Genomic DNA, 20,981 nt, shown 5'->3' on the forward strand with positions numbered 1-20,981 from the left:
AAGGATGTTCCTCCAAACGACCGCTTCTTACTTTTGGATTCGCATTAATCGAAGTGAATTCAACACAACTAACAGTGTTGCGCCCATATCTGCGAAGATTGCGATCCATAGCGTCAGCCAGCCCGGGATGACGAGAAGCAGTGCAGCAATTTTTAGTCCTACTGCAAACATAATGTTTTCTTTGATAGTACGCAACGTTTTTCTACTCAATTTCACGGTATATGGCAATTGTTCGAGATCATCCGCCATCAAGGCGATGTCTGCAGTCTCAAGCGCGGCGTCTGTCCCTGCGCCCCCCATTGCGATTCCAACGGATGCTGCGGCTAGTGCTGGTGCATCATTAATGCCATCTCCGACCATCGCTACACGTTTCTTGCCTTCGCTCAATTCACGGATTGCATTGAGTTTGTCTTCCGGCATGAGTCCAGCACGGACGTCGTCAATGCCTAGACGAGCAGCAATCGCTTGCGCTGTTTTGGGGTCATCGCCTGTCAGCATAACTGTAGTATCTACGCCGATTTCTTTCAATCGTTCAAGAACGAGTTTGCTTTCTTCTCTAACTGGATCTGCTACTGCAAAGAGCCCTGCAAATGCACCATCGATGACAGCACCCATCACAGATTTCCCTTCAGTCTGCATGTCTGCAGCTTGGATCTTCGCTGATTCCGGAAGTTCAGTGAGTTCTTCCATCCATCGAAGGCTTCCGACAGAAACACTTTTGCCATCCACAACAGCAACTGCTCCTTTACCTGTGACGGATTGGAAGTTTTCCGCTGTCACAACTTCGAGGTTGCGAGCTACAGATGCATTAACGAGCGCTCTTGCCAACGGGTGTTGAGAGAGACGTTCCACTGCCGCGACTGACCGCAGGAGATGTACTTCCTCTACTCCACTTGAGGTGATGATATCCGTAACTTCAGGATAGCCTTTCGTCAAAGTCCCTGTTTTATCGAACGCAACGGTTTTGATATGCCCCATTTCTTCTAAGTGGACGCCGCCTTTAATGAGCACGCCTTGACGTGCTGCGTTCCCGATTGCTGTGACAATGGCAACAGGTGTGGATACGACGAGCGCACAAGGGCATCCGACTACCAGAACAGCGAGTCCTTGATAAATCCAAGTTTGCCAATCCGCACCGAGAAGTGGAGGAATGACAGCTGTTAGCGCCGCAATGGCGATAATTGCTGGTGTATAGTATTTCGCGAACTTGTCGATGAATTGTTGCGAAGGTGCTTTTTCAGCCTGCGCATCTTCAACAAGATGAATAATTTTAGCGATTGTCGTGTCTTCTACTAATTTGGTGACGGTTACTTCTAGAGATCCTTCTTCGTTCAGCGTTCCTGCAAAAACGGTGTCGTCTACTTGCTTGGTGACAGGGACAGATTCACCGGTGATCGCAGCTTGGTTCACGGTTGAGAACCCTGAGCGTACCGTTCCATCCATCGCGATTTTTTGCCCTGGCTTGACGATTAAGACGTCTCCAATTCGAATATCTTCAGTCGGCAGCTCGAACATCTCATCATTTCTTCTAATGGTTGCTGAAGGCGGTGCGATGTCCACTAAGCTACTAATGGATTGACGAGCTTTATTCATGGAGTAGGATTCGAGTGCTTCGCTGATTGCAAACAAGAGGACGACAACAGCGGCTTCCCGCCATTCCCCAATGATTGCGGCACCAATAATTGCAATTGTCATGAGTGTGTTCATATCGAATTCAAGGCGTACTAAGTTTTTGAGCCCATCGATGAACATCGAAGTTCCTCCGACCACAATCGCAATTGCAAATAAGATGATTGCGGTGGTATTGGTCTCTCCATATTTGCTAGAAGTGAATAGACCTGCTGCTAGGAATATGAGCGAAATTAGAGAGACGATGTTTTCTTTCCGTTTGAAGAACGGTGTTTTCTTGGTAGGCTTACGCTGAGAAACTGGTACAACACGGATGCCGTCAAAAGCACCTGCAGATTCAAGTTCTTCGACAGTTGCGTCACCTGCAAATGACAGTTTACTCGCACCAAAGTTGACGGTAGCCACTTCGACATTTGGAAGTCGACTGACGTTTTTTTCGAATTTCATGGCACAGTTGGCACAACTTAAGTTTTCGAGACGATATTCAGTCCTGTTCGCTTCAGCCATTCTCTTCACCTTCCATCGTATGTTCGTGAGCAATTTTCACAAGTTGTAAGACGTGATCATCTGCAAGTGAGTAATAGACCATCTTCCCCCTTCGTTCCGAGCGAGCTAATCCATTTTCTTTCAAATATCGTAAGTGATGAGAGGCTGTCGCGTTAGATGCACCAATAATAGCACCGACATCACAAACACAGAGCTCTTGTTTCAATGTTAATGAATACGCAATTTTGAGTCGCGTTTCATCTGCGAGCGCTTTAAAGAGTTGCACCATATTTCCAACGCGGGGCAATTCCTCTTGAATTTCAACTACAAGCGCATCGTGAATAATCTGTTCATCACACGTATCTACCATTTTCAATTTCATCCGCCTCCTCATCATTCAAATGTTCGTTTGATTGTAAGGTTAGTATATGCGTTATTCTGACGATTTGCAACTACTATCAAACGATGGTTTGAATGAAATGCAATTTTGCTCTTAACTTTCTGCAGTAAACGGCTTCGCAAAGCGAAGCACACCAATTAAATCTTGGTTTTTGTTTGGTGAAGTGCACTTTTTCGCGATTGAGGGTGCTGGTGAAGATTGGGTTGCCCGCGAGCGATAGGGCGCGAGGTGTTTATGATCATTTTTTAAGTTTTATGAGCAGAATTCTGGGGTTATGATCACTTTTGAAGATTTATGAGCACAATCCTAGGGTTATGAGCGTTTCTCCTGATTTATGATCACTTTCCCAGGTTTATGAGCGTTTTTTGAGATTTATGAGCATCCTTAGCCACATAGGCAACATATGTAGCTCAATCGATCACTTGTCTAGGTTCGAGCAGACAAAAAAAGCAGAGGCAACTTGCACCCCTGCTTCATCTAATTATTTCGCTTCTAACGTCAACACGTTCCCGTCCTTCACGTCACCTTCTAAAACAGTCTCATGGAAATCACCACGGACCCAATCATCGGCTTGGTCGTGGAACCATTGCGACTTCACGTGGCTACTTTGACCAGGACCTACAATATGATAAGCCTTCGAAAGGTCATCCAGATCCGCAACAAAGCGCCACGAGGCTCCGTGATTCGCACTGCCATCGTCCTTGAACGATGCTGCCTGAACTGTAATACCTGATCCACCGACAGGTTGCTTTTTCGGATCCAAGAAATTAGCTAGAATCGGTGAAGCGCTCGACAATGGATGCGGGAATACGAGCTGATGGAAATCGCCCCACTGCCAATTCTCTGATTTATCCCCATAATCTTCTTTCAAGCTTGCCATTGTTTTTTCAAACGCATCATATACCCATTGGTCGACTCCGCCATACTCTTCCACCCAAGTAGAAGGATCTCCCGCATACGCATTGCGCAAGAACTGATCCGTTAACTGCGGCTTTCCTGGCATGAACTCATAGACATCCGCAGGCATATCTGATGCAAACATCGTCAACGGCAATTGTTTCATAAGTTTATGGAATACGAGAGGCTCCGAGGCATCCACTGAATCCACCTGATCCCAATCTTTCATCTGACCCAAAATTTCCTTGTATCTCCCTTTTCGGTCCATCTTTTCAATTGACCCAATTAGTGAATCCAGAAACTCTCCTGCATGTAAATTCTTTTGGTCCATTTGTAATTTCATCATATCATCCGCTGTTAAGTCGTCTCCATCGCGAAGCACTTCTGCAATCCGCTCATAGCGATACGGTTGCGCCCAAAACTTCGTAATGTGATATGGATACTTTTCGTCTACTACTTCGTTGTTTGCTGTGGCAATGAATCCTTCTTTAGGATTTACAACAGTCGGCAATTCATCATACGGAACATAACCGTCCCATCCGTATTCCGAGGAATTCCCCGGAACCGGTAGCTGAGCGTCCCCTTTTTTACGAATCGGAATTTTTCCATTCGCTTTGAACGCAATTGTACCGTCCGTTGAAGCGAAGACAAAGTTTTGTGCGGGAGCACTGAAAGCTTCCAATGCCGTTTCAAATGACTCCCAATCGTCTGCTTTGTTTAAATCCATGATTGCTTCAAGCTCATTGCTCGGCTCGAGTGCCGTCCATTGCATCGAAAACACTGCGTCTGGCTTTTCATCTTTATAAATGACATCTGTAATAATCGGCCCGTGCCTAGTGACCAGCACTTCGAAAGGTACGTCTTTTTCACCTTTAACGCTTATTGTCTCATCGCGCACTTCAGCTTGTTCCCATTCGTCGTCATATTGGAATTGGGTCGGATCATCTGGGTTCGGGATTTCAATATAGAGATCTTGGACGTCGGGCCCGACGTTTGTAACTCCCCATGCAACTTTTTCGTTATGCCCGAGGATAATTCCAGGAATCCCTGCAAAAATGACACCACTAACATTCTGTTCTGGAGACTTCAAGTGAATTTGATGCCAGATAGATGGTGTGCTCAGTCCTAAATGCGGATCATCCGCGAGAAGTGGCATCCCTGATTTTGTTTTATCACCTGAGACAACCCAGTTGTTACTTCCGTTGAATTCGTGTGGAAGTAATCCAGGGTCAAACTGCCCTGTGACTTGGACTGGATTTTTTAGATTCGCTTCCATAATGGATTCTGCATTCTCCGGATACGTGATGAACAAATCTTGGGCTTTCTCTTCAGAAAAATTATTAAGTGCCCAGTGACGCATGGCTTGAGGCGTCCACTTTCCACCAAGGTCATACGCCATATACTTTCCGATTGTCAGTGAGTCGATCGGTGTCCACTGTTCAGGCTCGTAACCGAGCAACTTGAATTCATAGGACAACTTTCCATTGTCTTTTACTTCTTCGATGAATGCATTAACGCCATCGGCATACCATCCCAAAACTTGTTTCGCATCGTCACTATATGTGTCGAACGATTTCTCCGCTGCATTTCTCAAGCTGAATGTGCGGAACTGTTTGTCGGTGTCAATCGCTTTTGCACCAACGACTTCTGAAAGTCGTCCACTCGCCTGTCTACGTGCGAGATCCATCTGAAACAAACGATCTTGCGCATGAACATAACCTTGCGCACGATACAGATCAGCATCGGACTTGGCATCCAAGTGCGGGACGCCATTTTCATCCCGAGTTACGGTTACGTTTTCATCTAATACAGCGATCTGAACGTTCCCTTCAATCACGGGTTTCGACTTCTCTATGTAAACGTTTACAAAAATAAGTGCAGCTGCCGCGATTACTACAATCGTAGCGATGAACCATAGTAGGATTTTCGCTGGTTTCCCCATTCTCTTTTTATGTTTTGCCACGTAAGTTTCCCCCATTTCTAATTTTCTCTATACTTAATCTATATTCGTTGTAACACCATAAAATCCCTTTCAAAATGAAAGGGATTGGGAGTCCTCCTGGATAAGTTAGTGGAGGAAATTATGAATGTTTTTTTGATATATGAATAGTTTTCTGGCTTTCATGAGCACTTCTCACGCTTTATGAGCGCTTTCCTGCCTTTATGATCACTTCTCACGCTTTATGAGCGCTTTCCTGCTTTTATGATCACTTCTCACGCTTTATGAGCACTTTCCTACTTTTATGATCACTTCTCACGCTTTATAAGCACTTTCCTGCTTTTATGATCACTTCTCATGCTTTATGAGCACTCTCCTGCTTTTATGATCACTTCTCACGCTTTATGAGCACTTTCCTGCTTTTATGATCACTTCTCACGCTTTATGAGCGCTCCCCATCTTCCGTCTCCTCATCCTTCACGGGTTTATCGCCATGAATGACTTCATAGAGTTCATCTTCCACTGAAATATCTGCGAGTCCCACTTTTGAGCGATAAGCTGCACGAATGATCAGGTGCCCCGCGACTGGGGCTGTGAGGAATACGAACACGATGCCTAGTAACACGCGGACACTGACGAAATGATCATGGAACAGAAAGTATAGGAACACACCGATCAGCGTCAGCAATACCGATAGAGTGGAGCTTTTTGTCGCTGCGTGGGATCGTGTATAAACATCGGGTAATCGGATAATCCCGAACACACTGATGACACTAAAAATACTTCCCAACAGGATAAGCAGGGCGCCGATGAATTCACCGATCTCGTTTTCGTTCAACGATAACCCCCCTCTCAATATATTTTGAAAAGGCGATTGTGCTGATGAACGACAAGATCCCGAGAATCAGAATGACTTCCAAGTATGCTTTCGTTCCGTAAACAACGGATACGACTCCGATCATCGCAATCAGATTCACACCGACAACATCCATTGCAATCACACGATCAGGCATGGAAGGACCGATAATAAGTCGGAGAACAGCGATCGCAATTGTTATCGCAAATAGTACTACAGAAATTGCTAGCATTGTCTGAATCATTATCGGGTCACCTCCATAATCGCTTTTTCGAAGTTCTTCAATTGTTTGATCAGCCCATCACGGGATTCTTGGACGTCCATCGCATGGATGTACAACGCATCACTTTCCGGAGTCACTTCCATTACGACAGAACCTGGCGTCAATGTCAGCAACATCGACAGCATCGTAATTTCCACGTCACTACGCAATATGGTTTCATACTTGAAAATTCCTGGTTCGATCTTCAAACGTGGACTTAAAATCTGTTTCAACACGACCGCACTCGATTGGATCAATTCCGAGACAAAGATGAAGAATAACCGGACGACAGCGTAGACACGACGTAAGTAGAAGCGTGTGCCGAAAAAACGGTGCATGAAGAACAGGATTCCGATTCCTACGAGAAAGCCTGCGTAGAACGTGGAAAAACGCAATTCGTCTTCATCGATGAGCAGCATCCATAAAAATGCAATGAACAAGTTTAATAACAGTTGACCTGGCATTCTCCCGTCCCCTTTCCTCTGCGCTATTTTTTCAGCATCGCTTCTTTGTCTAAAACAGCTTCAATATATGTTTGCGGATTGACCAATGTCGACGCTGCGTCATTCACAAATGGCGCAATTGCGTCCGCTCCTATCCCGATTGCGAGCGTCAAGACGCCAAGCATCACAATGGGTAGCAGCGTACGTTTCTTCAACACAACCTGTTCTTCGCTGCCGATGATCGCTTCCCCCATGAAACAGTTGAGGAAAATGCGCAACAACGAATACAACACAAACAAACTCGACAGAAACGCTAGTGTCAGCAACACATACGTTTCCGCTTCGATCAGACCTTCACCGAGCAACACTTTTCCGATGAACCCACTGAATGGTGGAATCCCGGTGAGCGATAGCATGACGATAAAAAACAGCCAGCCGAGTGTAGGATAATTCCGTATCAACCCACTGAGTTCTCCGATTTTCGCCTTACCTGTCAATGAAATCATCAACCCGCCTGCTAAAAACAGCATCGCTTTTGAGACCATGTCATGTAAGACGTAATAGATTGAACCTTGTAACGCAACTTCGTTTCCAGCAGCAAGTCCGACTAGGATGAATCCCACCGCAATGACCACGTTATAGGCTATGATTTGCTGGATATTACTCGATGAAAGTGCACCGATACTTCCCCCAATCAACGTCAATGCAGCCATGATTCCGATAATTGACTGAGTAATTTCTGGAGAATGATGGAACACAAGTGTGAACATACGGATTAGCGCATAAATCCCTACTTTCGTGAGCAATGCGCCGAACAACGCTGCGATCGCTGCAGGTGGCGCGCTGTAGGAACCAGGCAGCCAGAAGTACAATAACAACCCCGCTTTCAAACTGAAGACGAGTAAAAAGATCAGACTAATCACGGTTAGTACTGGACCTTGACCATTTTCAGCGACACGCTCCGCTAATTGTGCCATATTGAGCGTCCCTGTTGCTCCGTACAAATATGCAATCGCAAGTAAGAAAAACCATGAGGCTAGTACATTAATTGTAATATAAGTAAATGCTTCGACGAGCTGGACTTTGCGTCCTCCTAGAATCAGGAGTGCATAAGACGCAAGCAACATCACTTCAAAACAGACGAATAAGTTGAAGACATCTCCCGTTAAGAATGAGCCGTTGACGCCCGCTAGCAAGAAAAGCATAAATGGATAGACATACATCTTCTCAAATGCTTCTCCAATCGTCGAGAACGCATACAGCAAAATAATACTTGTTACCGTTGCAGCAGCCGTAACTAGTAACAGCGCGAACGAATCTCCGACAAATAGAATACCGTATGGTGGTTCCCAACCACCAAAGTCCAATCGCAGAATGCCTTCAGATTGGATCCGCAACAACAAGTACACACCGATTCCAGCAGAACTTGCAGTTGCTAAAAAGCTGAGGGTGCGCTGCAGGATGAACGAATTCCGGAAGAATGTCAGTACAATCGCAGTGAGTAACGGAATAAGGACAGGCAATACGAGTGCATTAGTCATCCAACTCTCTCCTAACATCATCCAAATTATCAGCACCCGTTTCCCGGTAAATCCGGTATGCGAGAACGAGGAGGAACGCGGTAACAGCAAAACTAATAACGATTGCGGTCAGAATGAGTGCTTGCGGAAGTGCATCCGTATATGTCGAACCTTCTTCTGTCAGTAACGGAGCTCCCCCTTTTTTCAATCCGCCCATCGTAAGGATCAGTAAATGGATGGCATGAGAAAGGATTGCAGTCCCTAAAATGATCCGCACAAAATTACGCGACAGCAGTAAATAGACCGCCACCATGACGAGAACGCCTACAAGTAATGTAATTAAGGTCTCCATTCAACTCACATCCTCACTGATCGTCAAAAGAATCGTCACGACGACACCCACAACGGTTAGCGCAACACCAGCTTCAAATAGTAGCACCATCGAAAGCTCCGTTGCTCCGAAAACCGGCAACACAAATTCCCCTTTTGCCTGGTTCAGAAATTGATTGCTAAACAGCATAGGGACTGCACTACTAGCGACCGCTAGAAACACTCCAAGTCCAGCAATTTTCTTGAAATCGAACGGAATTCCTTTATGCACCGTCTCAATATCGTACGTCATATACAGCAACAGCAACGCCGAAGCGAGTACGAGCCCGCCAGAGAACCCACCGCCCGGGTCGTTATGCCCGGAGATGAAGAGCTCAACACCGAACGTTAAAATGATGAACACGACAATTTTCGTGACAGTGCGCAAGATGACGTCATTGATTTTCATTGCCGTCACCGTCCTTTTTATCTTTTAACTTGATCAACACATAGACACCGAGTCCACCGATCAACAGGACAACAATTTCAAGCATTGTATCGAATGCACGGAAATCCCCCAAAATCGCATTGACGATATTGCCACCGCCCGTGAGCGTTTTGGCGTCTTCAAAGTACTTGGAAATCGGGTCAAACAGGCGATTCCCTTGAACCATAAGCGCTGTAATGATAACGATTAGTCCTGATGCAACCGCGATGAATGCATTCAAAACCTTTACTGGACGACGCGGACGCTCTTTCTTCCAATCTGGCATAAAGCGGAATGTCAGTAAAAACAACACAGTAGTTACCGTTTCCACAACGATTTGGGTAAGTGCCAAGTCAGGTGCCCGTAAGACGACAAATAGAAATGCGACTGTAAATCCAAGGACACCATTCAGTAGAATCGCGATCAACCGAGAATTCACGAACAGTATCGCAACTGCTGCAGACATCATGACCATCACGAGAATGTATTCATTGACCGTTACGACTGAATCCTCTGAAAAGTTAAACGCTAGACGCCATACAAAACTCAACGCAGTTCCCATCATAGCGATGAAAAACAGCAGAATGTACGTGAAATAACGATGCAAATGCCCCGTCATGTACTTATTCGTCAGGTGGTAGGAGTTGCCCTCAAGCTGGATAAGTAACAACGCATAGATGTTATCGATCTTCCAACTGAACGGCGCAACTGTATAGATCCTTCTCCACTGACGTAAGAAAATGTAGAGAATAGTACCAATCAGTATGATACCAATCGTCATCCAAAGTGCCGGATTCAATCCATGCCACGCTGCAATGTGCGGGACAAGTGATTCAGAATTTCCAAACGATGGATAGACCGCCGCCATTGCTGGCTTCAAAATCCATTTCCCCAGTACGTTCGGGAAGAAGAACAATCCTACAATCATTACTCCTAAAATGGATGGCGCAACTAGCATCCCTGGTCGCGGATCATGCGCTCCTCGATCGACCCATGCAGGCTGTTGCTGCTGGCGGCCAAAAAACGTTTGAAAAACGATAATCATGCAATATACGAATGTAAGAACACTCGCTACCCATGCGACAATCGGAATCCAAATGTGGACACCTGGTAACGCCAAGTGTTGCACAGCGAGACTCGCTTCCAAAAAGAGTTCCTTACTTAAAAATCCGTTAAACGGAGGCAATCCCGCCATTGAAAAACTACCTGCAAGCGCAATAGTAAATGTGATCGGCATGAACACAGCAAGTCCGCCGAGTTTCCGAATATCACGCGTCCCGAGTTCATGGTCTACGATTCCGATGATCATGAATAACGCGCCTTTAAATGTGGAATGGTTAATCAAATGGAATAGTCCTGCAAACGCCGCAGCGGTATAGATCGTTTTATCCGCCCCTGGTATGTTCAACATGGCGGCTGAACCGATTCCAAGTAAACTCATGATCAACCCAAGTTGGCTGATCGTTGAATAGGCGAGGAGCGCTTTCAGATCATTTTGGCGAACTGCGTTGAATGAGCCCCATAACAAGGTCAAAAGCCCAACGAACGTCACCGAATAGAACCAAAGTTCACTTTCACCAAATACAGGAATGAAGCGGGCGACAAGATAGATCCCAGCTTTGACCATCGTAGCTGAGTGTAAATAAGCACTGACCGGTGTCGGCGCTTCCATCGCGTCTGGAAGCCAGATATGGAATGGGAATTGTGCAGATTTCGTAAATGCTCCAAGTAGAATGAGGAGCATCGCTGGAATGAAAAGATCGTACGTCGGTAATGTTCCCGCCATACCAATCATCTCTTGGATACTATAAGTCCCCGTCATTTGGTGCAACATAAGGAATCCGACAAGCATGCCGACTCCACCAGTCACTGTGATGAGCATTGCCTTTTTCGCACCAGCTCGAGAATTTTTCCGTTGATGCCAAAAAGCGATGAGCAGGAAGGATGAAACACTTGTTAACTCCCAAAATACGTAGAGTACCAAGACGTTATCTGAAAAGACGACACCGAGCATGGAACCCATGAACAACAACAAGTACATATAAAAACGACCGAGTGCTTCTCGTTCAGATAGATAATAAATGGAGTACATGACAACGAGCGTTCCCATGCCTGTGATGAGCAATCCCAAAATCATACTGAGACCGTCTAAATGAGTGGTAAAGTGGATATCGGCAGCGTTTAGCCACCGGATGGTGTGGAATAGGTTCTCGCCTGAAGCTAGACTTGGAATCTGAAAACTAAGGATGACAAACAAAATCAACGGAACCGGTAATACCATCCAACCGATTTTCTTACTGCGTACATATGTATAAAGAAACGGGACAAAAAGCGATGCCAGAAACGGCACCAATATAAGTATCGGAATAATCATTTCGTCGTACCCCCAATCAAAAAAGAAAACACGGGTTCTATCATCAGAGTCTTCTAACGGACGGTGAAAGCTTGGAAATTCGTAGCAGTACTTGTACGGGGTTTTCAAGAATCCGCAGAAAAGTTTCTGTGACGGCTTGACGCGGATGGAAAAGCCGGCGATAATGAGTGCCATGTGAGTACAGTGAACAAGCCCGAAACTATCTTTTAGTTTCAGGACTACCGTTCAAACGATGGCGTTTGTGTTTTGGTTTCATTATAAAGTATACACAACATTTACATCAATCGCACTTGAGACGGTGCGCACGAGTGTGAGATCGCCTAGTATTCGGATTCTATGGAGGTGGAGGACTACATGGGAAAAGTGAAAGGACGCATGGATGAAAGCATCCTCGTCTGTGTGTATTATGGACCTAACGGAGAGCGACTTATTCGTCGTGGTCATCAGATGGCAAGCGCGATGGACTGCCCTCTTTACATTTTAACAGTCGATCCACGACCATTAGATGATATGGATGCAGACAAATCGGATTACATTGACAGATGGCGTGAGCTTGCGGATGAATTCGATGCAGACGAATTCATCGTACGGGATAACGAAAGTAGACCCACTGCGAAAGTTATCAAACAAGTTGCTCACGACCGCAATGTCACGCAAATTATTATTGGGCAAACGGCACAAAGCCGATGGGAAGAAATTACGAAGGGTTCGTTCATGAACGTCCTGTTGCGTGAAATTACATTCGTAGATTTCCACGTCGTATCGGTCGCACGTTCCATTAAGCATGATGTCGAAGGGTTGTTCGAAAAAGGATTACGAGCCTATCTGACGGATGATGGAGAGGGCTTCCGTATCACGTTCAACTATACAAAAGACGCTCGATTTGAAGGGATTTTCTTTAAAGAGACCGGAACTGATTTCAATAATGGCATTTTTAAATTCATGCATGACGGAAAGATGTGCCAGGTGAGAATTACAGATGATCGTGTTGAGGATCCATCTCTGGTCAGTTGTAAAATCGATGCATAACCAAACCAAAGGTAAAAGCAGAGAGTGCTGAAGCGCTCCCTGCTTTTTGTTTTGTCGCTATAGTATTCTTACTCCGCAGGTTCTCCTACAATTTTCACTTCGCGTTCGAGATCTACTCCGAAACGCCTTTTCACTTCTGCTTGGACCATTTCAATAGTTTGAATGTAGTCCGTTGCAGTTGCGTGGTTTTTGTTGATGATGAATCCTGCGTGCTTGGTTGAGACTTCTGCTCCACCGACTCCTTTTCCTTGAAGCCCGCTATCCTGGATCAGTTTCCCAGCGAAATACCCGGGAGGACGTTTAAACACACTTCCTGCTGATGGATACTCGAGCGGTTGCTTCGACTCACGCAAAAATGTCAATTCTGCCACTTTCGCATCAATCGTCTCTTGGTCACCAAACTGGAGGTCAAAGTCTGAAGACACAACGAAGTACCCTTCGTCTGCGATAATGCTTTTCCGATAACCGAGTCCAAGTTCCTCTTTCTGCAAAACAAAGATTTCACCTTTACGATTCATAAGGGTAGACTTCACGATGATGTCTTTTATCTCCCCGCCGTATGCTCCGGCATTCATGGCCATTGCACCTCCGACAGAACCCGGAATTCCACAAGCAAATTCAATTCCAGTCAATCCAGCGGCTGCAGCTGCTTTGGACACATCGATAATATATGCACCGGCTTCAGCATGGACGTGCGTTCCATTTACAGTAATTACATCTAATTTCACAGGATGCAACACGATGCCACGAACTCCTCCGTCGCGAACGACCATGTTAGATCCATTTCCAAGTAGCAATAACGGAATATCATGTTCATATGCGTAACGGACAGTTGTTTGCATTTCATCAACCGTCTCAGGAATCACCAGTAAATCAGCAAGTCCGCCTAATTCTGTTTTTGTATAAGCTGAAAGGGATTCATCCAGCAAAAGCTGTCCCTTAGTAATCGTCGTTTGTAAATCAGCAAGCCATTGTTGCTTAGCCATTCCACCCAACCCTTTCGAATGTACGTACCACTCTTACAGTATGCTGTGAATATAGTTATTTGACAAGAGGTACGGACATGTTTTCTATATAGTTTCATTCTACTTGTAATACATTAACAATTGATGAGAATCCGTGTATTTTCAATCCATTCCGTTAAATCTTTTGATTTCTGGCGAAGATGGACTTATATGAACTTAATGAACACGGAGGGAAATCCCTATGTTGAACTCACTCTGGCTTGAAACAGCCTATCCTCGTGACACCTATCTTCCACCCTCTTCAGATACGACATGCGATATTTGTATTATTGGAGGCGGATTATGCGGTCTCACAGCAGCGTATTTGTTGGCAAAAGCCGGTAAAAAAGTGTTATTGCTTGAAAAGGATCGAATTCTTGAAGGAGCTTCCGGAAATACGACTGGGAAACTAACGACACAGCATGATTTAGTCTATGCAGACCTTCTGAAGACATTCGGCGAGGAATCCGCAAAAGTCTATTATAAGACGAACGATGATGCCATTCGGTTCGCACAGTCCATTGCTGAAGGTGACGAACTGCGTTCAACGAATTCTGTATTGTTCGCAAGTACTGACAGTGGAGTGGCGGCTTTAAGGAAAGAAGCGGATGCCTATAAAACACTTGGCATTCCATTTGATCGGCGTCTGAATTGTGAATTACCACTCTCCGTTAAAGAAACACTTACACTAAGTAATCAGGCACAGCTCCACCCCGTCAGATATGGTCAGCATATTGCAAAGCTTGCTGTTTCTGAAGGTGCACAACTGTGCGAAAAATCGGATGTTCGCTCTATGGACTTGAAAGAGAAGTCTCTACAACTCGCATCTGACATCGTTATTAACTTTGATGAGCTCCTGTTATGTACACATTATCCAATTGAAGCGCTACGTGGTATGAACATTTTGAAGCTGGAAGTAAAACGCTCCTATCTGATATCCGCACCTGCTGATATGCCGTTGCAAAGCCAGTACTTATCTGTAGATGAACCAAAACGCTCAATTCGGACTGTATTCATTGACGGTCGTCCTCATTTTTTACTCGGGGGTGAGGATCATAAAGCAGGTGTCACGAGCGATACAGACCTCCACTACAACCGACTGGCGGAAGAGTTGCAATCTGTCTACCATCTAGGGGAACCGGTCCATAGCTGGTCTGCACAAGATCCGTCAACTCCGGATTTAATACCTTATGCAGGACCAATTTCAGCCGCAATGCCATATGTTCATATTTGTACAGGCTTCCGTAAATGGGGAATGACAAATTCCCTCGCAGCTGCCCAAATTGTCACTGACCAGATTACAGGTCAACCGAACCCTGCCATCTCGCTTTACGCACCTGATCGCACTGGCTTCGGTACACTTTTACTACAGGCTTTGAAAACGACAGGATTTGTATTAAAGGAATTTACCGGCGGTCACTTGACTCGTACGGATGCTCCTATTTGTACGCACATGGGATGTCGCACCCGTTGGAACAAAGGTGATGAAACCTGGGATTGTCCATGCCATGGCTCCCGTTTTAGAAAAGATGGTTCTGTATTAGAAGGTCCCGCAACACGTCCACTCGATTTGAAAAAGGACTAGCGTTAAATTGTGGAATCGGTATTATGAACGGGATTATCGGCAACCCCGACGGTTGAATCGGTATTATGAGTTGCGGAATCGGCAATACCAAAGCTTATATCGGAAGTTTCAAGGAATTAATCGGAATCCGAACACAATTCAACAGATACTTCCACTAAAAAAAGCTGTCTGGTGAGTGAACACGTCACTCTCCAGACAGCTTTTCATCATTTTTACTTAAATGCTTCCGTCAATACCGGAACGATTTGTTTCTTACGCGATACTATTCCATTTAAAATCGCCATGTCATTCGCAGGTACTACCTTAAATGCCGTCATTGCTGCAAATGCTTTCTCACCAATCGCAATTGCAATTGAATCGTTGTTAATAATATCCGTAATGACAAACAAGAATAAATCAAGTTTCTTCACAGATACTACTTTCGTCAACAGTTCTGTCAACTCTTCCTTGCGATTCAACACGTCATTCAAATCGACCGCATTGACTTGAGCGATTTCCATCGTCACATCGGCGACCTCGAAAGTTTTCGCGTCGAGTGAAATGAGTTCTTCCAATGTTTTGCTGCTGAGATCTGCACCCGCCTTAAGCATGTCCAATCCGTAAACATTTGCGTCCACGCCTGCGATTTCTGCAAGTTCGTCAGCTGCTTTCCGGTCTTCTTCAGTAAATGTTGGAGATTTGAACAACAACGAATCAGAAATGATTGCCGATAACATAAGTCCGGCAATATTTTTCGGAATCGCTACACCGTGCTCTTTAAACAACTTATTTAAAATCGTCGCCGTACATCCAACCGGTTCGGCACGATAGTAAAGGGGTTCGCTCGTTTGGAAATTTGCAATCCGGTGGTGGTCAATGACTTCAAGCACTTGAACGTCTTCAATATCATCTGCACTTTGCTGCTTTTCGTTATGGTCGACTAAAATGACTTTTGACGCTTCTGTTGCAGCGCGATCGATTTGTCGTGGTGCTTCAAAACCGAACGTTTCCAATGCAAACGCAGTCTCTTCAGAAACACTGCCAAGTCTTACAGCTTCTGCATCCACTCCGATTTGTTGTTTCAAATATGCGTATGTGATCGCAGAAGCGATTGAATCCGTATCGGGATTTTTGTGACCAAATACAAGTACTTTGTTCATAAGTGAATTCCTCCTAATGTCTTTACCTATTGCATCTTTCTTATCTTACCATCACGACAAGGGCGGCGGAAACAGAAGCATCCCGATTTCATCTTTATTTTGCACAAAATCTGCAATTGTATAACGGTCCAACACCGCTAAATACGCGTGCAAAGCTTCCTTCAAAACCCCTTTCAGCTGACAAACAGGTGCAAGGACACACTGATTCGATTCCCGATTAAAGCATTCCACCAATTGAAAATCGTCTTCCGTCTTGCGAACAACATTTCCTACATTAATATGTTCTGGTCGGACTTTCAAACGGATCCCGCCCCCTCTACCACGGACTGTTTCAATGAAACCCGCCTTGCCGAGTTCATGCACGACTTTTGTTAAATGATTTTTTGAAATCGTGAATGCCTCGGATATTTCTGCTACAGTTGATAATTCGCCTTCTGGCTTGGCAGCCAAAAAAATCAAAACTCGCAACGAGTAGTCTGTATAGAGCGTCAACCGCATCTCGTTCACCATTCTTTCTATAAGATCCTACGTTTTTGTCCATTCATTGAATGAAATGTGACTAAAATTCGAACTGTCTTTAAAGATGTATTTTTTATATAGCTTTTCTAATTCATTAGGATTATGCTTAATTCATCAACTACGAGAGGTCGTGTCAATTATGTTATCCCAAGAAAAAATTGATATTATTAAATCCACTGTACCTGTTCTAGAGCAACATGGCAAAACAATCACAACAGTTTTTTACAAAAATATGTTCGAAGCGCATCCTGAGCTATTGAACGTGTTTAACCACGTCAACCAAGCACAAGGCCGCCAACAAACTGCACTTGCAAATACTGTACTCGCAGCAGCAAAACATATAGATAACTTGGGTGCAATCATCCCTGCAGTTGTTCAAATCGCAAACAAACACGTGTCACTCGGTATCCTTCCAGAACAATATCCAATCGTCGGTAAGTATCTTCTTGGTGCCATCAAAGAAGTACTTGGAGATGCAGCAACTCCTGAAATCCTTGGGGCGTGGGAAGAAGCATACGGCATAATCGCTGACGCATTCATCGGCGTAGAAAAGTCCATGTACGATGAAATGGCAGCTGAAGAAGGCGGCTGGAAGTTGTTCAAAGGTTTTGTCCTTGCTGATAAGATCCAAGAAAGTGAAGTTATTACATCTTTCTACTTCAAACCAGTCGACGGTGGTAAAGTGCCAACCTACAAACCAGGTCAATACATCAGCATCAAGCTTGAAATTCCTGGTGAGAAAAATACATTGATCCGTCAATATAGTCTTTCCCAAGCGCCGAATGGTGAGTCATTCCGTATCTCTGTAAAACGCGAAGCGGAAAACAACCCAAATGGTAAAGCATCCGTTTTCCTTCATGACCAGTTAAACGTTGGTGATATCGTTGAGCTTAGCGCTCCAGCTGGCGATTTCTACCTAGACGTAGCGAATACTACACCTGTCACACTAATCAGCGGTGGTGTTGGAGTGACTCCGATGATGGCAATGTACGAAACAATTGCAACAACTACACCAGAACGTCCTGTAGCATTCCTACACTCTGCTCGGACTCGCAGCCACCAAGCATTCGACAAAGTCGTTCGCGAAATGGACGAATCTCTTGCAACTTCAAGCTATGCAGCGCTTTACTCTGAAGAAGGTGACGGGTTCATCAACCGTGAATTCCTTGAGAAAAACGTTAAAGAAGGAAGCGACGTTTACGTTTGTGGTCCGACTCCATTCATGCAAGCAGTAATTAGTGAATTGTATGCAATGGGTATCGACAAAGAAAAAGTACACTTTGAATTCTTTGGTCCTGCTGTACAACTAAACCTTGCACATGCTTAATAAACAAAAACAAGCCGTCATCGCTAGTGCGATGACGGCTTGTTTTTCTATTTTATACTGTGCAGTGCCTTTTTAGGTAATCTGAAAGATGCGATGAGCAACGTAAGCATGAGGAACAGCCCAATATTCCCTATAAACGGATACAAAAAGTCAAGTAATGCTGAGAATCCGAAGAAACTGAGTCCAAAACCAATGACGAGTACGACGAGTACGAACACGCGGAAACGCGGAGTCCCTCGACGCACAAACCGTGCTCCAAACGAATAGAACATGCTGACTGCCGTATTGAAAATCATGCCATACATAACAACCGCCATCAGGATGGCCAAAATTGGTGAAATGTCATTGATGATTGCAAGCATTGGTAAGTCCGCATCTTTTACAACATCGATTTTCGAGAAGATGGCTAAATGACTGAGTAAAATCATGATTCCAAGCCCTAGCCCGCCAACAAGCCCACCAAGCGCTGCTGCTTTTTCATCTTTCTCAGCTCCGCCCATGACGAGTGCCATTGAGGCCCCCACAGCCATATTGAACGATACGTAGTTAATCGCTGAGAACCACCAATTCGGCAAAGGTGTTTGGACTGACGTTGCCACACTGTTCAGGCTCGAGAACGAGTCCGTCATGTTTGTGAGGCAATAGACTGAAACGATGACGACCGCAAGTATGAGGAATGGTGTAACACTCCCGATAACAGCCACGACACGATCGACTTTTAATAATACCGTTAAAAACACCAAAATAACCATAAGCAAGCTTCCTACGAAAGGCGGGAGTCCAAATTGCTGATTCAAGTTCGAACCTGCACCTGCAATCATGACTACGCCTACTGAAAATAACGTGATGACTATAACGGCATCGACTATTATTCCAAGGTATTTCCCACTGATTGTATAGACGGCTTCTTTATGAGAGGTAGTTTGCATCCGGCTCCCTATCCGCGTTAGGACCATCCCGAAATACGCAAACAAGACTGTGGAGATGATGGCTCCTATAATTCCAAGCAATCCGAAACTTGTAAAATACTGAACAATCTCTTTCCCCGAAGCAAAACCAGCTCCAACGATAATCCCGATAAAAGCGCTTCCCATCTTTAAAACTTTCAAGCATTTTCCCCCTAATTCGTAAACACGTTGGAACAAACGGTTTATTTCTTTCTCTTTAAATCTTCTGAAATTTCCTCAAGAATCTCTTCCAGTCTTTTCAGTCTAGCTGAATTATCGATTGCATTCCGTACGACAAAGTAGAGCATAAACGAAAACAGAACGAAGGTGATAACGAGCACCAACAACCATTCACCCAATGATCCAGCCTCCTGTCTTGCCACTTTTCAGGCTATTCTAGCTATGTATACTACTTCGTTTAATTTACCACTCCTTTAAAGCGTTTTCAACTCACCGAAAAGAAGACCCACAAAGGGGCCTTCTCATAAGTACGTCTATTTTCACTAATTATGCTTCGAGTAACTTGAGTGCTTCGCGGTTAAACGCAGGGATATCTTCTGGCTGACGGCTTGTGACAAGTTGGTTGTGACAAACAACAACTTCTTTGTCATGGAATTTAGTACCTGCATATTCCATGTCAACGCGAATTGACTTATACCCCGTCGCGTCACGACCTTCCAATGATTTTGCAGTAATCAACAGTTGCGGTCCGTGACAAATCGCAAATACGGGTTTATCTGCATCCATAAAAGCTTTTGCGAAGTTTACGAAACGTTCATCTGCACGGAGCTGATCCGGAGAAAAACCACCTGGGATGAACAATGCATCGAAATCTTCCGGCTTCACTTCGTTAATGCCTTTATCAATCCTGACAGGCGTACCTTTTTTCATACCTTTAACGACAGTGCCTGCTTCATTTTCTATTGTAACTACTTCATGTCCAGCATCTTGGAAAGCCTTCGCTGGGTCTGCGTACTCTGAGTCCTCAAACATATTTGTAAGTACAGTTGCAATCTTAGCCATTTTCACATGCACTCCTTTTAGTTAATTAAGTTTTGTCTCTCCTTCATTATTTTCCACATCTCTTCCCAAACTAAACCTACGGACGGAATTTAGAAACAAATGCATTGTCTTTTTCATAGAATCGCCAAGGATAGTGCACTGCTTCACCAGCATTCGCTATGCCGATACGCGAGCTTGTTACGACTTCACCTACTGCATCTGATTTTGCGATGAACAAAGGTCGCTTTGTCCAATGATGACCGTAATAATTCATCGTGATCCCAAGTGCTTTAGACAATTTCCCTGGTCCGTTTGTCCAATCTTTCATAGTGAGATTTTCTCCCCTACGTTCGCGCATGAATTCCAATCCTTCAACCGGCTCACCTGCGCGAATTAGAATCGCATGTGGTGTCCCAACCGGTCCACAGACAACGTTCATCAAGGTATGCGTATGCATTTGATAGGTATACACACCTCCCGCCTCTCCAAACATCACTTCCGTTCGCTTTGTTCTACGATTTTGAAAGCTATGTGCTGCCTGATCTTCAGCTCCATGATAGGCCTCTGTTTCTACAATGCGTACAACTACAGGACCTGCCGGGAGTTCATGAACAATCAGTTGGCCAATTAAGTCTCGGGCAAGTTCCAATACTGGGCGTTCAAAAAATTGTTGCTCAACTGGCTCGTGGATAAGTATCACTCCTTCTATCATTCAACAACTGCAAATTTCACAAAACTCTGTTCGCCAGTTGAAAATGGATTCAATGTATTTAAAGGTCTACCCATGTTTCATTATTTACAATCCATCCACGAAGCGGTTCTGGAAA

The 20,981-nt window shown here is 44.7% G+C and carries 20 protein-coding genes; 3 read left to right on the forward strand and 17 right to left on the reverse strand.

Going from position 1 to position 20,981, the window contains the following annotated elements; all coding sequences use genetic code 11:
• Nucleotides 1-27: 27 nt before the first annotated feature.
• The 10 genes from ACR65F_RS13560 to ACR65F_RS13605 form a co-directional block, all read right to left on the reverse strand.
• Nucleotides 28-2,136, reverse strand: a complete 2,109-nt coding sequence (locus ACR65F_RS13560; protein ID WP_440504721.1) for a heavy metal translocating P-type ATPase — start codon at nt 2,134-2,136, stop codon at nt 28-30.
• Nucleotides 2,129-2,485 (reverse strand): ArsR/SmtB family transcription factor, encoded by a 357-nt coding sequence (locus tag ACR65F_RS13565; protein WP_125101486.1) that lies wholly within the window; start codon nt 2,483-2,485, stop codon nt 2,129-2,131. The genes ACR65F_RS13560 and ACR65F_RS13565 overlap by 8 nt, the downstream gene beginning before the upstream one ends.
• A gap of 511 nt (nt 2,486-2,996) precedes the next feature.
• Complete coding sequence (locus tag ACR65F_RS13570) at nt 2,997-5,354, reverse strand: penicillin acylase family protein (RefSeq protein ID WP_440504754.1); 2,358 nt, start codon at nt 5,352-5,354, stop codon at nt 2,997-2,999.
• A gap of 439 nt (nt 5,355-5,793) precedes the next feature.
• A complete protein-coding gene (locus ACR65F_RS13575) occupies nt 5,794-6,189 on the reverse strand; it encodes a Na+/H+ antiporter subunit G (RefSeq protein ID WP_039044305.1) in 396 nt (131 codons plus the stop codon).
• A complete protein-coding gene (locus tag ACR65F_RS13580; protein WP_440504722.1) occupies nt 6,167-6,451 on the reverse strand; it encodes a Na(+)/H(+) antiporter subunit F1 in 285 nt (94 codons plus the stop codon). Before ACR65F_RS13580 ends, ACR65F_RS13575 begins: the two co-directional genes overlap by 23 nt.
• Nucleotides 6,451-6,933, reverse strand: coding sequence for a Na+/H+ antiporter subunit E (locus ACR65F_RS13585; RefSeq protein WP_039044306.1), 483 nt, complete (start codon nt 6,931-6,933; stop codon nt 6,451-6,453). Before ACR65F_RS13585 ends, ACR65F_RS13580 begins: the two co-directional genes overlap by 1 nt.
• A gap of 23 nt (nt 6,934-6,956) precedes the next feature.
• Entirely contained in the window at nt 6,957-8,453 is a 1,497-nt protein-coding gene (locus tag ACR65F_RS13590; RefSeq protein WP_440504723.1) for a Na+/H+ antiporter subunit D, read from the reverse strand.
• The gene (locus tag ACR65F_RS13595; RefSeq protein ID WP_039044308.1) at nt 8,446-8,784 is read right to left on the reverse strand and encodes a Na(+)/H(+) antiporter subunit C; all 339 of its coding nucleotides are present in this window, start codon (nt 8,782-8,784) and stop codon (nt 8,446-8,448) included. The genes ACR65F_RS13590 and ACR65F_RS13595 overlap by 8 nt, the downstream gene beginning before the upstream one ends.
• Entirely contained in the window at nt 8,785-9,210 is a 426-nt protein-coding gene (locus ACR65F_RS13600; protein ID WP_440504724.1) for a Na(+)/H(+) antiporter subunit B, read from the reverse strand.
• Entirely contained in the window at nt 9,197-11,602 is a 2,406-nt protein-coding gene (locus ACR65F_RS13605; RefSeq protein WP_440504725.1) for a Na+/H+ antiporter subunit A, read from the reverse strand. Before ACR65F_RS13605 ends, ACR65F_RS13600 begins: the two co-directional genes overlap by 14 nt.
• A 354-nt stretch (nt 11,603-11,956) precedes the next feature.
• Between ACR65F_RS13605 and ACR65F_RS13610 the strand changes: the two genes are divergently transcribed.
• Nucleotides 11,957-12,631 (forward strand): universal stress protein, encoded by a 675-nt coding sequence (locus tag ACR65F_RS13610; RefSeq protein ID WP_039044310.1) that lies wholly within the window; start codon nt 11,957-11,959, stop codon nt 12,629-12,631.
• A 68-nt stretch (nt 12,632-12,699) separates the two neighbouring features.
• Here ACR65F_RS13610 and murB read toward each other — a convergent pair whose 3' ends face one another.
• Nucleotides 12,700-13,617, reverse strand: a complete 918-nt coding sequence (gene murB, locus ACR65F_RS13615; RefSeq protein ID WP_440504726.1) for a UDP-N-acetylmuramate dehydrogenase — start codon at nt 13,615-13,617, stop codon at nt 12,700-12,702.
• 220 nt (nt 13,618-13,837) lie between these two features.
• Here murB and ACR65F_RS13620 point away from each other — a divergent pair, with 220 nt between their 5' ends.
• Nucleotides 13,838-15,220: an FAD-dependent oxidoreductase gene (locus ACR65F_RS13620; RefSeq protein ID WP_440504727.1), complete on the forward strand. Its 1,383-nt coding sequence runs from the start codon at nt 13,838-13,840 to the stop codon at nt 15,218-15,220.
• 212 nt (nt 15,221-15,432) lie between these two features.
• Here ACR65F_RS13620 and ACR65F_RS13625 read toward each other — a convergent pair whose 3' ends face one another.
• Entirely contained in the window at nt 15,433-16,359 is a 927-nt protein-coding gene (locus ACR65F_RS13625; RefSeq protein WP_039044313.1) for a manganese-dependent inorganic pyrophosphatase, read from the reverse strand.
• Nucleotides 16,360-16,410: 51 nt separating this feature from the next.
• The gene (locus ACR65F_RS13630) at nt 16,411-16,857 is read right to left on the reverse strand and encodes an RrF2 family transcriptional regulator (protein WP_039044340.1); all 447 of its coding nucleotides are present in this window, start codon (nt 16,855-16,857) and stop codon (nt 16,411-16,413) included.
• A gap of 160 nt (nt 16,858-17,017) precedes the next feature.
• On the opposite strand from ACR65F_RS13630, the gene hmpA reads away from it, so the two are divergent.
• The gene (gene hmpA / locus ACR65F_RS13635; RefSeq protein ID WP_440504728.1) at nt 17,018-18,205 is read left to right on the forward strand and encodes an NO-inducible flavohemoprotein; all 1,188 of its coding nucleotides are present in this window, start codon (nt 17,018-17,020) and stop codon (nt 18,203-18,205) included.
• Between the two features lie 47 nt (nt 18,206-18,252).
• Here hmpA and ACR65F_RS13640 read toward each other — a convergent pair whose 3' ends face one another.
• The 4 genes from ACR65F_RS13640 to ACR65F_RS13655 form a co-directional block, all read right to left on the reverse strand.
• Nucleotides 18,253-19,299 (reverse strand): YkvI family membrane protein, encoded by a 1,047-nt coding sequence (locus tag ACR65F_RS13640; RefSeq protein ID WP_039044341.1) that lies wholly within the window; start codon nt 19,297-19,299, stop codon nt 18,253-18,255.
• A 56-nt stretch (nt 19,300-19,355) separates the two neighbouring features.
• A complete protein-coding gene (locus tag ACR65F_RS13645) occupies nt 19,356-19,511 on the reverse strand; it encodes a hypothetical protein (protein WP_156137995.1) in 156 nt (51 codons plus the stop codon).
• Between the two features lie 148 nt (nt 19,512-19,659).
• A complete protein-coding gene (locus ACR65F_RS13650; RefSeq protein WP_440504729.1) occupies nt 19,660-20,175 on the reverse strand; it encodes a type 1 glutamine amidotransferase domain-containing protein in 516 nt (171 codons plus the stop codon).
• A gap of 76 nt (nt 20,176-20,251) precedes the next feature.
• Complete coding sequence (locus ACR65F_RS13655; protein WP_440504730.1) at nt 20,252-20,866, reverse strand: DNA-3-methyladenine glycosylase; 615 nt, start codon at nt 20,864-20,866, stop codon at nt 20,252-20,254.
• Nucleotides 20,867-20,981 lie beyond the last annotated feature (115 nt).

The sequence above is a fragment of the Sporosarcina sp. SAFN-010 genome (assembly GCF_059415065.1).

What these genes read in the sequence shown, in the direction of transcription:
- ACR65F_RS13580 (WP_440504722.1), bottom strand. Translation starts at nt 6,451, where the DNA reads ATGATTCAGACAATGCTAGCAATTTCTGTAGTACTATTTGCGATAACA.
- ACR65F_RS13590 (WP_440504723.1), bottom strand. Translation starts at nt 8,453, where the DNA reads ATGACTAATGCACTCGTATTGCCTGTCCTTATTCCGTTACTCACTGCG.
- ACR65F_RS13650 (WP_440504729.1), bottom strand. Translation starts at nt 20,175, where the DNA reads ATGGCTAAGATTGCAACTGTACTTACAAATATGTTTGAGGACTCAGAG.
- ACR65F_RS13560 (WP_440504721.1), bottom strand. Translation starts at nt 2,136, where the DNA reads ATGGCTGAAGCGAACAGGACTGAATATCGTCTCGAAAACTTAAGTTGT.
- ACR65F_RS13630 (WP_039044340.1), bottom strand. Translation starts at nt 16,857, where the DNA reads ATGCGGTTGACGCTCTATACAGACTACTCGTTGCGAGTTTTGATTTTT.
- ACR65F_RS13655 (WP_440504730.1), bottom strand. Translation starts at nt 20,866, where the DNA reads ATGATAGAAGGAGTGATACTTATCCACGAGCCAGTTGAGCAACAATTT.
- ACR65F_RS13605 (WP_440504725.1), bottom strand. Translation starts at nt 11,602, where the DNA reads ATGATTATTCCGATACTTATATTGGTGCCGTTTCTGGCATCGCTTTTT.
- hmpA (WP_440504728.1), top strand. Translation starts at nt 17,018, where the DNA reads ATGTTATCCCAAGAAAAAATTGATATTATTAAATCCACTGTACCTGTT.
- ACR65F_RS13625 (WP_039044313.1), bottom strand. Translation starts at nt 16,359, where the DNA reads ATGAACAAAGTACTTGTATTTGGTCACAAAAATCCCGATACGGATTCA.
- ACR65F_RS13600 (WP_440504724.1), bottom strand. Translation starts at nt 9,210, where the DNA reads ATGAAAATCAATGACGTCATCTTGCGCACTGTCACGAAAATTGTCGTG.
- murB (WP_440504726.1), bottom strand. Translation starts at nt 13,617, where the DNA reads ATGGCTAAGCAACAATGGCTTGCTGATTTACAAACGACGATTACTAAG.
- ACR65F_RS13570 (WP_440504754.1), bottom strand. Translation starts at nt 5,354, where the DNA reads ATGGGGAAACCAGCGAAAATCCTACTATGGTTCATCGCTACGATTGTA.
- ACR65F_RS13610 (WP_039044310.1), top strand. Translation starts at nt 11,957, where the DNA reads ATGGGAAAAGTGAAAGGACGCATGGATGAAAGCATCCTCGTCTGTGTG.
- ACR65F_RS13640 (WP_039044341.1), bottom strand. Translation starts at nt 19,299, where the DNA reads ATGGGAAGCGCTTTTATCGGGATTATCGTTGGAGCTGGTTTTGCTTCG.
- ACR65F_RS13585 (WP_039044306.1), bottom strand. Translation starts at nt 6,933, where the DNA reads ATGCCAGGTCAACTGTTATTAAACTTGTTCATTGCATTTTTATGGATG.
- ACR65F_RS13565 (WP_125101486.1), bottom strand. Translation starts at nt 2,485, where the DNA reads ATGGTAGATACGTGTGATGAACAGATTATTCACGATGCGCTTGTAGTT.
- ACR65F_RS13620 (WP_440504727.1), top strand. Translation starts at nt 13,838, where the DNA reads ATGTTGAACTCACTCTGGCTTGAAACAGCCTATCCTCGTGACACCTAT.
- ACR65F_RS13595 (WP_039044308.1), bottom strand. Translation starts at nt 8,784, where the DNA reads ATGGAGACCTTAATTACATTACTTGTAGGCGTTCTCGTCATGGTGGCG.